Source organism: Ideonella alba (assembly GCF_018069875.1).
GTDB lineage: Bacteria > Pseudomonadota > Gammaproteobacteria > Burkholderiales > Burkholderiaceae_C > Ideonella > Ideonella alba.
This window is the reverse complement of record NZ_JAGQDF010000005.1, coordinates 363,060-377,286: the sequence shown is the minus strand read 5'-3', so window position 1 is coordinate 377,286 and position 14,227 is coordinate 363,060. Positions and strand designations below refer to the sequence as shown.

The 14,227-nt window shown below is 73.2% G+C and carries 21 protein-coding genes; 13 read left to right on the top strand and 8 right to left on the bottom strand.

The window, feature by feature from the left end; translation table 11 throughout:
* Positions 1-26: 26 nt before the first annotated feature.
* From KAK07_RS11340 to KAK07_RS11315, 6 genes are read right to left on the bottom strand one after another with little or no spacing between them, the layout of a single operon-like run.
* Positions 27-923 (bottom strand): amidohydrolase family protein, encoded by an 897-nt coding sequence (locus KAK07_RS11340; RefSeq protein WP_210860757.1) that lies wholly within the window; start codon positions 921-923, stop codon positions 27-29.
* A 13-nt stretch (positions 924-936) separates the two neighbouring features.
* Positions 937-1,347, bottom strand: a complete 411-nt coding sequence (locus KAK07_RS11335; RefSeq protein ID WP_210860755.1) for an MAPEG family protein — start codon at positions 1,345-1,347, stop codon at positions 937-939.
* Positions 1,340-1,738, bottom strand: a complete 399-nt coding sequence (locus KAK07_RS11330) for a VOC family protein (RefSeq protein WP_210854588.1) — start codon at positions 1,736-1,738, stop codon at positions 1,340-1,342. The genes KAK07_RS11335 and KAK07_RS11330 overlap by 8 nt, the downstream gene beginning before the upstream one ends.
* A gap of 10 nt (positions 1,739-1,748) precedes the next feature.
* Entirely contained in the window at positions 1,749-2,069 is a 321-nt protein-coding gene (locus KAK07_RS11325) for a DUF1161 domain-containing protein (protein WP_210860753.1), read from the bottom strand.
* 10 nt (positions 2,070-2,079) lie between these two features.
* Positions 2,080-2,352, bottom strand: a complete 273-nt coding sequence (locus KAK07_RS11320; RefSeq protein WP_210854586.1) for a DUF2277 domain-containing protein — start codon at positions 2,350-2,352, stop codon at positions 2,080-2,082.
* A gap of 31 nt (positions 2,353-2,383) precedes the next feature.
* Positions 2,384-5,599: an error-prone DNA polymerase gene (locus KAK07_RS11315; protein ID WP_210860751.1), complete on the bottom strand. Its 3,216-nt coding sequence runs from the start codon at positions 5,597-5,599 to the stop codon at positions 2,384-2,386.
* 78 nt (positions 5,600-5,677) lie between these two features.
* Here KAK07_RS11315 and KAK07_RS11310 point away from each other — a divergent pair, with 78 nt between their 5' ends.
* The 13 genes from KAK07_RS11310 to thpR all read left to right on the top strand — a co-directional run bounded on the left by KAK07_RS11310 (position 5,678) and on the right by thpR (position 11,849).
* Positions 5,678-6,103 carry a hypothetical protein gene (locus tag KAK07_RS11310; RefSeq protein ID WP_210860748.1) on the top strand — a complete coding sequence of 142 codons (426 nt, stop codon included), beginning with the start codon at positions 5,678-5,680 and terminating at the stop codon, positions 6,101-6,103.
* Positions 6,100-6,492 (top strand): nuclear transport factor 2 family protein, encoded by a 393-nt coding sequence (locus tag KAK07_RS11305; RefSeq protein ID WP_210860746.1) that lies wholly within the window; start codon positions 6,100-6,102, stop codon positions 6,490-6,492. The genes KAK07_RS11310 and KAK07_RS11305 overlap by 4 nt, the downstream gene beginning before the upstream one ends.
* 61 nt (positions 6,493-6,553) lie before the next feature.
* Positions 6,554-6,943, top strand: coding sequence for a hypothetical protein (locus KAK07_RS11300; protein WP_210860744.1), 390 nt, complete (start codon positions 6,554-6,556; stop codon positions 6,941-6,943).
* A 27-nt stretch (positions 6,944-6,970) separates the two neighbouring features.
* Entirely contained in the window at positions 6,971-7,537 is a 567-nt protein-coding gene (locus KAK07_RS11295) for a YdeI/OmpD-associated family protein (protein ID WP_210860742.1), read from the top strand.
* Positions 7,538-7,599: 62 nt separating this feature from the next.
* Positions 7,600-7,821 carry a hypothetical protein gene (locus KAK07_RS11290; RefSeq protein ID WP_210854581.1) on the top strand — a complete coding sequence of 74 codons (222 nt, stop codon included), beginning with the start codon at positions 7,600-7,602 and terminating at the stop codon, positions 7,819-7,821.
* Positions 7,822-7,833: 12 nt separating this feature from the next.
* On the top strand, positions 7,834-8,388 hold the full coding sequence (locus KAK07_RS11285; protein ID WP_210860740.1) for a cysteine hydrolase family protein: 555 nt from the start codon (positions 7,834-7,836) through the stop codon (positions 8,386-8,388).
* Positions 8,385-9,071, top strand: a complete 687-nt coding sequence (locus tag KAK07_RS11280) for a DUF4386 domain-containing protein (RefSeq protein WP_210860738.1) — start codon at positions 8,385-8,387, stop codon at positions 9,069-9,071. Before KAK07_RS11285 ends, KAK07_RS11280 begins: the two co-directional genes overlap by 4 nt.
* A gap of 13 nt (positions 9,072-9,084) precedes the next feature.
* On the top strand, positions 9,085-9,429 hold the full coding sequence (locus KAK07_RS11275) for a two pore domain potassium channel family protein (protein WP_210860736.1): 345 nt from the start codon (positions 9,085-9,087) through the stop codon (positions 9,427-9,429).
* Positions 9,426-9,929 (top strand): hypothetical protein, encoded by a 504-nt coding sequence (locus tag KAK07_RS11270; RefSeq protein ID WP_210854577.1) that lies wholly within the window; start codon positions 9,426-9,428, stop codon positions 9,927-9,929. The genes KAK07_RS11275 and KAK07_RS11270 overlap by 4 nt, the downstream gene beginning before the upstream one ends.
* Complete coding sequence (locus tag KAK07_RS11265; RefSeq protein ID WP_210854576.1) at positions 9,926-10,321, top strand: VOC family protein; 396 nt, start codon at positions 9,926-9,928, stop codon at positions 10,319-10,321. Before KAK07_RS11270 ends, KAK07_RS11265 begins: the two co-directional genes overlap by 4 nt.
* Before the next feature lie 9 nt (positions 10,322-10,330).
* Positions 10,331-10,897, top strand: coding sequence for a GNAT family N-acetyltransferase (locus tag KAK07_RS11260; protein WP_210860734.1), 567 nt, complete (start codon positions 10,331-10,333; stop codon positions 10,895-10,897).
* 8 nt (positions 10,898-10,905) lie between these two features.
* On the top strand, positions 10,906-11,340 hold the full coding sequence (locus tag KAK07_RS11255) for a GNAT family acetyltransferase (protein ID WP_210854606.1): 435 nt from the start codon (positions 10,906-10,908) through the stop codon (positions 11,338-11,340).
* Entirely contained in the window at positions 11,337-11,849 is a 513-nt protein-coding gene (gene thpR, locus KAK07_RS11250; RefSeq protein ID WP_210860732.1) for an RNA 2',3'-cyclic phosphodiesterase, read from the top strand. The genes KAK07_RS11255 and thpR overlap by 4 nt, the downstream gene beginning before the upstream one ends.
* On the opposite strand, the gene KAK07_RS11245 is transcribed toward thpR, so the two are convergent.
* A complete protein-coding gene (locus KAK07_RS11245) occupies positions 11,814-12,707 on the bottom strand; it encodes a ribose-phosphate diphosphokinase (RefSeq protein ID WP_210860731.1) in 894 nt (297 codons plus the stop codon). The two genes, thpR and KAK07_RS11245, sit on opposite strands and share 36 nt — an antisense overlap.
* The gene (locus tag KAK07_RS11240; RefSeq protein ID WP_210860730.1) at positions 12,704-14,224 is read right to left on the bottom strand and encodes a thymidine phosphorylase family protein; all 1,521 of its coding nucleotides are present in this window, start codon (positions 14,222-14,224) and stop codon (positions 12,704-12,706) included. Before KAK07_RS11240 ends, KAK07_RS11245 begins: the two co-directional genes overlap by 4 nt.
* Positions 14,225-14,227: the final 3 nt, after the last annotated feature.

Here is a 14,227-nt window from a genome sequence, read left to right as displayed (position 1 = left end):
GTGCCGCCGGCCCCGCGACAGCGCGTTCAGCGGGCTTGAGCGCTGCGTTCGGGCAGCGGCGGAAACAGGCGCTCGCCGTTGTCGAAGGCCACGGCCCGCGCGGTCTCGGGCGACAGGCCGCCCAGCCAGCGCCGGTAGTCGCGCATCAGGCCCGCGTAGGCTTCCCAGCGGCCGTTGACCCAGGTGTCCGAGCCGATCAGGAAGCGCTGCGGGTAGCGCTCGATCAGCGCCTTCCAGGCCGGGCACAGATGTCCGTCGGCACAGACCAGGCCGGGCCGGTACGAGAGCTCGCCCACCAGGCCCGGGTAGCGCTCGAACAGCGCCGCCACGCGCTCCGGGGCGGCGCCGCCGTCGATGCCGGTGTGCGCCCAGACCATGCGCAGGCGCTGCGCAGCGGTGGGCGTGGCGGCCATCAGCAGCTCGACCGCGGTGTCGTCGCAGTGCGCCATCACCACCAGGCCACGCTGCTCGGCCAGGGCCATCAGCTGCTGCGCCACGGCGCCACGGGCATCGGCCGAGCGGTACAGGTGAAACTCGCCCAGACCGCGGAACGGGCCGGCCGCGGTGCCGCGCGCCAGCTCGGTCTCGACCATCGCGGCGATGCTCGGGTCCTCGAACCAGTGGTCGTAGTCCTTGCGGTCGCGGTACAGGCGCACCAGCGGCACCACGCGGATGCCGGCCTCGCGCAGGCCGGCGTCGCGCGCCAGCACATGGGTGCCCTCGTTGGGCCGCGAGTTGGCCAGCAGCGTGCGCACGCCGGCCTCCTGCAGCCGGCGCCGCACGTCGGCCGGTGGATGCGGGCCGGCGCGGCCGTCCCAGGCCTCGACGTTGTAGTGCAGGTGGGCGTCGAACAGCGGCCCGCTGTAGTCGGCGGCCAGCACCGTCAGCGGCAGCAGCAACCAGGCGATGATCAGGCGGCGCATGGGCGGTCTGCGCTCAGCCGGCCAGCACCGCCCGGCCCACCACCACCCACAGCGCCAGCAGCGTGACGTTGCTCAGGCCGAAGACCAGGAAGCGGTGCATCACGCGGTTGTAGCTCAGGTGGATCAGGCTGTGCAACAGGCGCAGGCCCACATAGGCCCAGGCCAGCGGCAGCGCGGCGGTGGGCACCGGCGGCGTCACCCAGGCCAGCAGGCACACCACATAGAACAGCAGCGGCAGCTCCAGCAGGTTCATGTAGTTGCGGTTGGCCAGCAGGGCGCGCGCCGGCACCTGCGGGGACTCGCCCAGCGTGTACTCGCGCGGCGACACACCGCCGCGCACGCGGCTGAAGGCCACGTAGAGCAGCACCAGGCCGGTCCAGCCGGCCAGCACGAACACCGGGATCAGCAAGGCGGTGTCACGCATCGGGGGCTTGCAGAGGCTCACGCAGCTGGAACACATTGCCCTCGGGGTCCATCGCGTGGGCGATGATGAAGCCGGGGCCAGACCAGCGTTCGGCAAACAACTCGCCACCCAGTCGCTGGATCAGCGCGCCGGCCTGCGCCAGATCGGCCACGCTGAAAAAGAACTTCAGCGCCGTGTCCTCGCGCCGCTGCGGCGGCGTGGTGACGGTGATCTGTGCCGCGATGGGCGCAGGGATCGCATGCACCAGCAGCTGGATGTCCGCCGATTGCAACACCCACAGCTCATCGGCCTGGTGCAGCTGGCGCATGCCGGCCACGGCCTCGTAGAAGGCCGCCAGCCGCGGCGCATCGACCGCGTAGATGAACAGGCCGGCGCGGGCGGGTCCGGACATGGCGTGCGGCTCAGGAGGGCCGGCAGCGGCCGGTGGTGACGGTGCGACCGTCGTCACACTCGGTGATGATCGCGCGCGGCGGTGGCGCCGAAGCGGCCACGGGTGCGGCGCCGGCACCCCGGGTCCGCAACACCAGCTTGTGGGCGCCGCGGTCACAGCGGCCGACCTCACGGCCCGGGGCGGCCGGCTCGACGATGTCGATCTGGACATCGGCCACGCCATTGGCACGGTAGCGGCCCAGCACCTGCTCGCGCAGGTCCTCGCAGCTGACCGCACCGGCCCAGGCGGGGGCCAGCAGCACAGTCAGGGGCAGGAGGCAGGCAGGGCGCATGCCGCGCATCTTAGCCGCCCCCGAAGCGCCGCCCCGAGCGCTCGCGCGCCTTGCGCGCCTCGACCTCGCGGTCCTTGGGCGGCGCGTTCGTCACCAGACCGGCGATCAGCGTGCGCGCGGCGGCGGCCACCTCCTCCACCGCGCGCTCAAACGCGGCTTCGTTGGCCTGCGAGGGCACGGCAAAGCCGCTGAGCTTGCGCACGAACTGCAGCGAGGCGTCGCGGATTTCCAGCTCGGTGGCCGGCGGCTCGAAGTTGAACAGCGTCTTGATGTTGCGGCACATCGCAGGGTCCTTGCTTGCTCCGGTGTGCAGGCTAGCGGAAATCCCGGCTGCGCGACGCCAGTCCCTGCAGCAGCGCGGTGTGGTCGACCAGACGCTTGGCAATCAGGTGGCACACCGCGCCCTCCTGCTGCCAGACGCCGTAGACGGTCAGCAGCCGCGCCGCCAGCAGCGGCCGGCGCTGGGCCAGCGCCACCTGCGGCCAGACGATCACGTTGATCGCGCCGGTCTCGTCTTCCAGCGTGACGAAGACCACGCCCTTGGCGGTCTCGGGGCGCTGGCGGTGGGTGACCAGGCCGCTGGCGCGCGCCAGCTGGCCGTGGCGGCAACCGGCCAGATCGGCGGCGCGCAGCACCTTGTAGGGCGCCAGCGCGTCGCGCAACAGCGCCAGCGGGTGGGTGGCGAGCGACAGGCCGGTGCGGCGGTAGTCGGCCAGCAGGGCCTCGCCCGCTGTGGGGCTGTCCAGTTGCGGCGGCTCCGGCTCGGCGGTGCGGGTGGCGGCCAGCACGGCGCCGGGGCGGGTGTCGATGCCGGCCACCGCCCAGGCGGCCTGGCGGCGGTGGCCGGCCAGCGCGGCCAGCGCGTCGGCGTCAGCCAGGGCCTGCAGTGCGCGGGCGTCCAGCGCCGCGCGACGGGCCAGGTCTTCGACGCTGTCGAAGGCGCGCTCGGCGCGTGCGGCCACGATGCGCTGCGCCACCGCCTCGCCCAGGCCGCTGATGCGCGTCAGGCCCAGGCGCACCGGCCACAGCGCGGCATCGTCCGCAGGCCGCTCCAGCGTGCAGCCCACCTCGCTGGCCAGCACGCACACCGGCCGCACCGCCACGCCGTGGGCGCGGGCGTCGCGCACCAGCTGCGCCGGGGCGTAAAAGCCCATCGGCTGGCTGTCCAGCAAGGCCGCCAGGAAGGTGTCCGGATGGTGGTGCTTGAGCCAGGCGCTGACCCACACCAGCAGCGCGAAGCTGGCGGCGTGGCTCTCGGGGAAGCCGTATTCGCCGAAGCCCTCGATCTGGCGGAAGATCGCCTCGGCGTACTCGGGCGCATAGCCCTTGGCCACCATGCGGCCCACCAGGCGCTCGTGGAACGGGCCCAGGCCGCCCTTGCGTTTCCAGGCGGCCATGGCGCGGCGCAGCTGGTCGGCCTCGCCGGGGGTGAAGTCGGCCGCCAGGATGGCCAGCTGCATCACCTGCTCCTGGAAGATCGGCACGCCCAGCGTGCGCTCGAGCGCCTGGCGCGCCTCGTCGCTGGGGTAGCTGACCGGCTCCTCGCCGCTGCGCCGCTTCAGGTAGGGATGCACCATGCCGCCCTGGATCGGGCCCGGGCGCACGATCGCCACCTCGATCACCAGGTCGTAGAAGCAGCGCGGTTTCAGGCGCGGCAGCATGCTCATCTGGGCGCGGCTCTCCACCTGGAACACGCCCACCGAATCGCCGGCGCAGAGCATGTCGAACACCGCCGGGTCGTCGTGCGGCAGCGCGCTCATCGGGATGGCGGCGTGCTCGGGCGCCTCGCCCCAGCGCTGCAGCGGCCAGCGACCGGGCTGCTTGACGGCCAGCCAGGCCAGCGCGCGGCGGATGGCGCTGAGCATGCCCAGCGCCAGCACGTCCACCTTGATCAGGCCCAGCGCGTCCAGGTCGTCCTTGTCCCACTGGATCACCGTGCGGCCGTCCATCGCGGCGTTCTCCACCGGCACCAGGCGGGCCACGTCATCGGCGGCGATGACGAAGCCGCCCGGGTGCTGGCTCAGGTGGCGTGGAAAGCCGCGCAGCAGCAGCGTCAGTTCGGCCCACAGGCGCGACAGCGGCGCGTCGGGGTCGAAGCCGTTTTCGCGCAGGCGCTCGGGCGCGATGGTCTTGCCGTCGAACCACTGTTGCGAGCGCGACACCGCCTCGATGCGGTCGAGGTCAAAGCCCAGCGCCCGCCCCACATCACGCAATGCCGAGCGGCTGCGGTAGCTGATCACCACGCCGGTCAGCGCGGCGCGCTGGCGGCCGTAGGTGCGGTAGAGGTGCTGGATCACCTCCTCGCGGCGCTGGTGCTCGAAGTCGACGTCGATGTCGGGCGGCTCGTTGCGCTCGGCGCTGATGAAGCGCTCGAACAGCAGCGTGTGGCGGCTGGGGTCGACCTCGGTCACGCCCAGGCAGAAGCACACCGCCGAGTTGGCCGCGCTGCCGCGGCCCTGGCACAGGATGCCGCGCGCGCGCGCCCACTGCACCACATCGGCCACGGTGAGGAAATAGGGCTCGTAGCGCAGCTGGGCGATCAGTGCCAGCTCGTGCTCGATCTGGGCACGGATGGCGGGCGGCACGCCCTGGGGGTAGCGGGTGGCGGCGCCGGCTTCGGTGCGAGTGCGCAGCCAGCTGGTGGGCGTGTGGCCGGCGGGCACCACCTCCTGCGGGTACTCGTAGCGCAGTTCGGCCAGCGAGAAGGCGCAGGCCCCGGCCCAGGCCACGCTGGCGGCCAGCCACTCGGGCGGGTAGAGCGCCTGCAGGCGCTGGCGGCTGCGCAGGTGGGCCTCGGCATTGCCCTCCAGCGCCAGGCCGGCCTCGGCCACGGTGCAGCCCAGCCGGGTGGCGGTGAGCACGTCCTGCAGCGGCTTGCGCGCGCGGCTGTGCATCAGCACGCCGCCGGTGGCCAGCAGCGGCAGGCCGGTGGCGGCGGCCACGGCTTCCATGGCCTCGACCAGTTCATCGTCGTGGCGGCGGTGCAGCAGCGGCACGGCCAGGCCGCAGCGCTCAGGCCCGAACCAGGTCTTGAGCCACATCGCCTGCGCGAACAGCGGCTCGAAGCGCGGCGGCTCGGCCGGATCGGCCGGCGGCAGCAGCAGCGCGCGGCACTCGGGCAGGCCGGCCAGGTGCGGCGCGTGCGGCACCCGGCCCTCCAGGTCGGACGGGTGCGCCAGGTACTGGCCCTTGGCGGCGCGCCGGCGGCACACCGTGATCCACTGCGACAGGTTGCCGTAGCCGCGCCGCGACTGCGCGTGCAGCAGCAGCCGGGCGTGCGGCTGCGGCGCGGTGCCCTGCTTCGCAGCGGGCAGGTGCAGCTGCATCTCGGCGCCGATCACCAGGTGCAGGCCCAGGCGCTGCGCCTCGACATGGGCGCGCACCACGCCGGCCAGCGAGCACTCGTCGGTGATCGCCAGCGCGCTGTAGCCCAGCGCATGGGCGCGCTGCACCAGCTCCTCGGGGTGCGAGGCGCCGGTGAGGAAGCTGAAGTTGCTGCGGCAGTGCAGCTCGGCGTAGGCGGACAGCATGGGGACGACAGACCGGGGACGAATACTGTATATTCATCCAGTCTTTATCGCCAGCACCACTCACGGTACAAGCCCGCCATGCTGCGCCGCCGCCCTGCCCTGCTCGCCCTCGCCAGCCTGCTGCTGACCCTGGCCAGCGCGCTGCTGGGGGGCTGCAGCACGGCCACCCTGGTGGGCACCTGGTGCAACCCCGAGGGCAGCGGCTGCTGGGCCTGGGACCGCTTCTCGGCCGACGGCCGCTTCGAGGCCTGCGGCCGCGCGCTGGACGACCCGCTGCCCTTCCGCGGCGCCGGCACCTGGACGGTGCAGGGCCAGCGCATGTGCTACCGGGTCGAGCAGGCCACGGCCAATTTCTGGCTGCCCCCGGGCCAGCGCTACTGCACCGACATCGTCGCGCTGGACGATCGGCAACACCGCTACCGCGACCTCGACACCGGCGCCGAGTTCACGCTGCACCGCGTGCCCGACACCCAGCGCCACTGCCCCGATGGAGCCCCCGGATGAGCCTGCCCGATGCCGCCACCACCCGCCAGGTCCTCGAGCGCCACTGGGCGCTGGCCAACGCCCGCCAGTGGGAGGCGTTCGCCGAGCTGCTGGCGCCGGGTCTGCGCTACGAGGTGCCGCAGACCCGTGAATTCGCCGAGGGCGGCCACGCCTACCTCGAACTCTTCCGCACCTGGCCCGGCGATTGGCGGGCCGAGGTGCGCGACCTGGTCTGCGACGGCCCGCGCGCCGTCTGCCGCATCGACTTCCACGTCGACGGCCAGGTGATGACCGGCATCGGCTTCTTCACGCTGGATGCGCAGCGGCGCCTCACCGAGGTCATCGACTGGTGGCCCGAACCCTATGAGCCGCCGCCGCGCGCCACCGCGCTGCTGCGTCGCCGGCCATGAGGCCGCATCATCCTCCACGAGGGGGATGGCGCGATCCCGCCCGCGCACCAGAATGGGCTGCATGCGCCTGGAGCCCTTTTTGTCGGTCGATGACCTGCCCTTCAGTGCCACGCCCGACGAGGTGCGCGAACGCTGCGGTCCGCCCGACCATGAAGGCATCAATGCCGTCGCGCTGCACGAGCTCGATTACGGCCACGTGGTGTTCCGCTTCCAGGCCAGCGGCCGCCTGGAAGAGGTCACCAAGCCGAGCGCGGTGCTGCACCTGGGCGCGCTGGCCGTGCCCTTCGCCACGCTGGAGAGCTTCATCGCCACCCAGGACCCGGACGCCTTCGTGCGCGCCGGCTACGTGGTCAGCCCGCGTTTCGGCCTGGCCTTCGTGCCGGGGCAGCCGCCCTGGGTCACCGCACTGGCCCGGCACTGCATCGCCACCTGGCGCGCGATGGTGCCCTGAGCCGGCCGCCTCGCGAGGGGCCGGCCCATGAGCCCGCCGCCGCGCTTCTTCGCCCAGGCCGCCGACTTTCGCGCCTGGCTGATGCAGCACGCCGCCACCGCGCCCGAGCTGGTGGTGGGGTTCTGGAAGGTCGACTCCGGGCGCCCCAGCATGAGCTGGCCCGAATCGGTGGACGAGGCGCTGTGCGTGGGCTGGATCGACGGCGTGCGCCAGCGCCTGGACGAGCAGGCCTACCGCATCCGCTTCACGCCGCGCCGGCCGGGATCGGTCTGGAGCGCGATCAACATTGCCAAGGCCGAGGCGCTGATCGCCGCGGGCCGGATGCAGCCGGCCGGGCTGGCCGCCTTCCAGGCCAGGCGTGAAGACCGCTCGGTGATCTATGCCTACGAACAGACCGACACCGCGCAACTCAGCCCCGACGAGCAGGCCCGCTTCCAGGCCCACAGCGCGGCCTGGGCCTATTTCAGCGCCTGCCCGCCGGGCTACCGCAAGACGCTGCTGCACTGGGTCACCACGGCGCGTCAGGCAGCCACGCGGGCACGCCGCCTGGACACGCTGATCCAGGCCTGTGCGCGCCAGGAGCGCCTGCGATGAACCCCGGCATCCCCCCATGTCGCAGCGCGCCGGGCGCAGCATCCGGTGCGACACTCATCGCCATGCCACTGCCCCCCATCCTGCGGCCCATCGGGGTCGGTCTGCTGCTCGACGTCGTGCTGCGCCTGGGCGCGGTCAGCGGCGCCGGCCTGGCGCTGCTGATGGGCAGGTTCCTGCTGGCCGCGGTGCTGGCGGCGGTGGCCCTGGGCATCACGCTGCGCCTGTGGCGGGCGCGGCGCCTGTCCCGGCCCGGCGCCCGCCGCCCATCGGCCTTTGTCCGCTGAGAGGAGCCCCCCATGGCCACGGTCAGACCCGGAGACGGCAGCGCGCTGCTGGTGGTGGACATGCAGGTCGGCGTGGTCGCCGATGCCTGGGACGCGGCCGGCGTGCTGGAGCGCATCCAGGGCCTGGTGCGGCGCGCGCGCAGCGACGGCGTGCCGGTCATCTGGGTCCAGCATGCCGACGATGGCCTGCCCCAGGGCTCGCCGGCCTGGCAATGGGCGCCCGAGCTGGTGCCGCTGGCCGACGAACCCCTGATCCCCAAGGGCCACAACTCCGCCTTCGAAGGCACCGCGCTGGACAGCGTGCTGGCCCGGCTGGGCGTGTCGCGCCTGGTGCTGACCGGCGCCGCCACCAACTGGTGCATCCGCGCCACCGCCTATGGGGCGCTGGACCGCGGCTACGACCTGGCGCTGGTGGCCGATGCCCACACCACCAGCCCGATGACGCTGGACAACGGCCGCACGATCGAGCCCGCCGGCGTCATCGACGAGCTCAACCTGGCCATGACCTGGCTGAGCTACCCCGGCCGCCGCAACAGCGCCCCGCTGGCGGCCGCCGTGGCCTGGTGAGCCCCCCCGCCGCCGATCCGCGCCAGCGCCTGGCCCGCCAGGCCGGCGCCTGGTACCTGGCGCTGGCGCTGGTGGCGCCGCTGGGCCTGGTGGTGGTGCCCGGGCGACTGGCCGGCGTGGACGATCCCGCCGCGCTGGCTGGGCTGGTGCGCGAACAGGCCCACTGGCTGCGTGCCGGCCTGGCCAGCGAGCTGCTGTACCAGTTGATCGAGGTGCCGCTGGTCCTGACGCTCTACGCCCTGTTCGCCGACCAGCACCGCGGACAGGCGCGGCTGATGGCGGTGCTGGGCCTGCTGCCCATCCCCATCGTCTTCGTCTCGATGCTGGGCGAAGTAGCCGCGCTGCAATTGCAGTCCAACGCCGCCTGGCTGGCCGCCTGGTCCAACGAGCAGCGCCACACGCTGACGCAGCTGGGCCTGAAGCTGCACCACCAGGGCCTGGCACTCGCCATGCCGTTCTGGGGCCTGTGGCTGCTGCCGCTGGGCAGCCTGCTCACGCGCAGTGGCCTGGTGTGGCGCTGGGTGGGCCCCGCCCTGTGGGTGGCCGGTAGCGCCTATGTGCTGGACGCCGCGTTGCGGCTGCTGTGGCCCGCCCTGCAGCCCGCCTGGGCCGGCGCCCTGGCCGCCGGCCAGGCGGCCGAGCTGGCGGTGATCGCCGGCCTGCTGATGGCCCGCCCGCGCTGACACAATCCGGGGCATGTACGAGTCCCGCCACCAGCCGCCGCTGGCGCGCCGTCACTTTGCCTGGCGCCTGATCCTGCACGTGGCCGCGGCAGCGCTGCTGGCCGCGGTGTCGCTGGCCATCGGCGTGGCCGGCTACATGGCTTTCGAACACCTGTCGCCGCTGGACGCGCTGCTCGATGCCGCCATGCTGCTGGGCGGCATGGGGCCGGTGCATGCCCCGCAGACCGCGGCCGGCAAGCTCTTCGCCAGCGCCTATGCGCTGTACGCCGGCCTGGTCTTCATCGTCACCGCCGCGCTGCTGCTGACGCCGGTGCTGCACCGGCTGCTGCACCGTTTCCACATGGATGAGTCGGCATGATCCGGCGCCAGCTGCTGGCGGTCGCCCTGGCCGCCCCCTGCGCGGCCATCGGCGCCGCCGAGGCGCTGTCGAACATCGACGTGCTGCTGCTGCAACCCGAGGCCCAGTTGCGCGAGCGGGTGGATGGCGACGCGCTGTCGCGCCATGTGCTGGCGCTGCAGGACGCCGCGCGGCATGCGTTGGAGGCGCAGTTCGCACGCCGCCCCAATGCCGGCTTCCTGGTCGTCGGGCTGCGGCCGGGCCATGCGCCGCGGGCCTGGCTCGATCTGGACCAGCCGCTGCCCGACGCCGCCGCCCAGGCGCTGCGCGGCGCGCTCGAGGGCGTGAAGCCCCCGGCCGTGCGCGGCACCGTGATCGTGGCCCTCAAGGCCAGCCTGTGGGGCGGCCGGGTCAGCCCGCGCAAGGCGCCGGTGCCCGCGCAGTGGCGCGCTGCAGCGGCCCGCAGCGCCGACAAGCTCGAGATCGACCAACTCGCCGACATGGCCTGGAGCGACGAATGACCCGCACCCCCCCAGGCTTCCAGCAGCTCACCCCTTACTGTTTCGTGCGCGACGCCGACGCCTTCGTGCGCTTCCTGGTCGATGGCCTGGGCGGACAGCAGCAGCTGTGTCACCGCCGCCCCGACGGCTGCATCGCCAACGCCCAGGTGCAACTCGGCGACAGCATGCTGATGGTCAGCGAGGCCAGCGCCGACTACCCGGCGATGCCCGCGTCCTATTACCTGTTCGTCGACGATGCCGACGCCGCCATGGCGCGCGCGCTGGCCCATGGCGCGCAGCAGGTGATGGCCGTGGCCGACATGCCCTATGGTGACCGCCAGGGCGGCGTGCGCGATGCCCATGGCAACCTGTGGTGGCTGTCGCAGCGCCTGGTCGACGGCCCCTACACCTGATGCACCCGCATGACCATCGACGTTCGCCTCATCCGCCCCGGTCCCACCCATGTCGAGCGCTATGCCGAGGCGCTGCGACGCGGCTGGTCCGCTGACAACGTGCGCGGCCAGGCCGCCGCCGACGAGGAACTGGCGCTGCTGCAGGCCGACCCGCAGAGCTACTACGCGCGCAGCGACGACCGCATCGGCATCGGCCTGGTCACGCTGCCCGATGGCAGCCAGGCCCAGCGCCTGCCCTGGATGCGCCGCTGGATCTTCGCCGGTGACGCCATGGCCGGCTCGATCAACCTGCGCTGGCAGCCCGGCACCGAAGCGCTGCCGCCGCATGTGCTGGGCCACATCGGCTACGCCGTTGTGCCCTGGCTGCAGAACCGCGGCATCGCCAGCGCCGCGCTGAGCGCGCTGCTGCCCGAAGCACGCGCCCTGGGCCTGCGCTGGGTGGAGCTGACCACCGACGAGGACAACGCGGCCTCGCAGCGCGTGATCGCGCGCTGTGGCGGCGCCCTGGTCGAGCGCTTCAACAAACCGGCTGCCTATGGCGGCAAGCCCAGCCAGCGCTGGAGGATCCCGCTGTGAGCACGGAACTGAGCATCCGCCCCTTTCGCCCCGAGGACCAGGCGGCGGTGATCGCCCTGTGGCAGGCCTGCGGCCTGACCCGCCCCTGGAACGATCCGGTCAAGGACATCGAGCGCAAGCGGGCCGAGCAGCCCGAACTGCTGCTGGTGGGCGAGGTGGACGGCCGCATCGTCGCCAGCGCGATGGTGGGCTACGACGGCCACCGCGGCTGGGTCAACTACCTGTCGGTCGAGCCCTCGCTGCAGGGCCGCGGCCTGGGGGCTGCGCTGATGCGCCACATCGAGGCCCTGCTGCTGGCGCGCGGCTGCCCCAAGCTGAACCTGCAGGTGCGCCAGGGCAATGACGCGGTGCTGGGCTTCTATGCCCGCCTGGGCTATGGCGACGACCAGGTGATCGGCCTGGGCAAGCGCCTGATCCACGACACACCGCCGGACCCGTCGTGATCGGCGCGTCCGGCCTGCGGCTGTTCACCGCGCTGTGGCCCGAACCCGCCACGCGCGCCGCGCTGCAGGCCTGGGCCGACGCCCTGCCCTGGCCCGCCAGCGCGCGCCGTGTGCGGCCGGCCGACCTGCACATCACGCTGCACTTCCTGGGCGAGGTTCCGACCGACCGCCTGCCCGACCTGCGCCAGGCGCTGGCGCTGCCCTCGCCGCGCACCGAGCTGCTGCTGGACCGTGCGGCGATGTTCCACGGCGGCGCGCTGGTGCTGGAGCCCGCCAGCGTGCCCGAGCCGCTGGCCGCGCTGCAGGCCACCCTGGATCAGCGCCTGCGCGCGCTGGGCCTGCCGCTGGAGACGCGCCGCTGGCGCCCCCATGTCACGCTGGCGCGCCACGCGCGCGGCCTGGCGCTTCCCGCGCTGAACGCGCCGGTGCCCTGGCACAGCCAGGGCCATGTGCTGGTGGCCTCGCGGCCCGGATCACCCTACGAGCTGCTGCAGCGCATCGGCCAGTAGCGGCGTCACATCGATGGCGTTGCTGGCGTGCGGCACGCAGCCGGTGCTCCACACCGCGCCGATGCCCGCCGCCTGCAACTGCGCCAGCGCGTCGCCCACGAACAGCGCGTGGGTCACGGCCACGTCCACCCGCGTGGCGCCGCCCGCCAGCGCCAGCAGGGCCGCGGCCACCAGCGTGCGGCCGGTGCTGGCCATGTCGTCCACCAGCACCACCTCACGGCCGCGCAGGTCCAGGCCAGCGGGCAGGGTCACGCGCACCTCGTGGTCACCATGGCGCACCTTCTGGCACACCGCGTGGTCCAGGGCCGGGTTCACCGCACGCGCCGCTCCCTGCACCCATTGCGCGCTCTCACTGTCCGGGCCCAGCAGAAGCGGCCGCAGGCGCTGGGCCGCCACGAAGGCCCCGATCGACGGCGCCGCCGACAGCGCCACGCTGCGGCAGCCCGGCATCACCTCGTCCAGCGCGGCGATGCGGTGCAGGTGCGGATCCACCGTCACCAGGCCGTCCACCGTGCGTGCCAGCAGCGCGCCGATGTGGCGCTGGCTGATGGCCTCGCCGGGGTTGAACGCGATGTCCTGGCGCATGTAGGCCAGGTACGGCGCCACCAGCCACAGCCGCCCCGCGCCCTGCGCACGCGCGGTGGGTGCGGCGATCAGCAGCTCCACCAGCTTCTCGTTGGGCTGGTGCAGGCTGCGGTAGAGCACCACGTCGCCCGCCAGCGGCGTGGGCAGCGTCAACCGCAACTCGCCATCCGGGAAGCGGTGGCGACCGATCAGATGCAGCGGCGCGCCCAGGGCCTGGGCCAGGGCGCCGGCATCGGCTTGCTCATCGTCGAAGGCCAGCACCGCGCGGATCATGCAAGCGCCTCCAGCCGGTAGCCGCTGTCGGTCTGCGCCAGCTCACGCGCAAAGGCCAGATCGGCCGGGTACTGCGCGTGCAGGCGGTAGAGCAGCTCGCCGGCCGCCACCGCGTCGCCCACCTTGTGCAGCAGGTCGACCCCGGCGCCGGGCACCTGCGGCGCACCGGCCAGCCGGGCGATGCGGGCCAGGCGCAGGTTGTCGATCGCCGCCATACGGCCGGCCTGCGGCGCGCAGACCTCGTGCACCAGTGTGCCCAGCGCCGGCGGCTCGGCGCGGCGGCCCTGGGCGTCGATGATGGCCTGCAGTTGCGCCAGCGCGCGGCCACTGTCCAGGATGTCGCGGGCGATGCGCCAGCCTTCGCCGCCGCGCACATCGGGGTCGAACTCGATCATCCGGCCGGCCAGGCGCAGCGCCTTGTCGCGCAGGTCGGCCGGGGCGTCGGGCGCGTTGTGCAGCACCGCCATCACGTCGCGCGCCTCCAGCACCGGGCCGATGCCGCGGCCGATCGGCTGGCTGCCGTCGGTGATCATCACGTCCAGCTGCAGCCCCAGGCTGCCGGCGACGAACTCGAAGAGCTTGCGCAGGCGCTGCGCCTCGGGCATGGTGCGCACCTTGGCGCTGGGGCCCACCGGGATGTCCAGCACCAGGTGGGTGGAGCCGGCGGCGATCTTCTTGCTGAGGATGGAGGCCACCATCTGCCCGGGCGAGTCGATCGCCAGCGGCCGCTCGACCGAGATCAGGATGTCATCGGCCGGCGACAGCTCGGCCGTGCCGCCCCAGGCCAGGCAGCCATTGGTGGCACGCACGATCTGCTGCAGCCGCTCCAGCGGCAATTCCACCTCGGCCAGCACCTCCATGGTGTCGGCGGTGCCGGCCGGCGAGGTGATCGCGCGCGAGCTGGTCTTGGGACACAGCATGCCGTGCGCGGCGACGATGGGCACCACCAGCATCGAGGTGCGGTTGCCCGGGATGCCGCCGATGCAGTGCTTGTCCACCACCGGCCCGCCGCGCACCGCCTGCTGCCAGTCCAGGCGGCGGCCGGCGGCGATCATCGCCTCGGTCAGGTAGAGCACCTCGTCGCGTTCGAGCTCCTGGCCGTTGGTGGCCACCACGAAGGCGGCCAGCTCGATCTTGGAGTAGCGCGCGCCGGCGATGTCGCGCACGATGGCGTGCAGGTCCTCGCGCGAGAGCCGCTCGCCCGCGATCTTGCGCCGCAGCGCCGACAGCGAGGCCGGCGGCTCCGACGGCGCAATGCGCGCCGCGTGGCCCTCGGCCACCGCCAGCCGGCTGAAGGCGTCCTCGGACACGCCCAGCTCGCCGGGCCGCACGATGCCCTCGTCATCGACGACATTCAGCACCGCCTGGATCTGCTGCCCATTGGCCTGCACCGTCACCTTGGCGAGCGCCTGCAGCCCGGCGGCGCGCACCACTTCGCAGTGGCGGTGCAGGTAGGCCACGTTCTCGCGCCGGGTGTCGATGGCGACGCGGCGGATGTGCAGGGTGGGCAGGTCCACCCG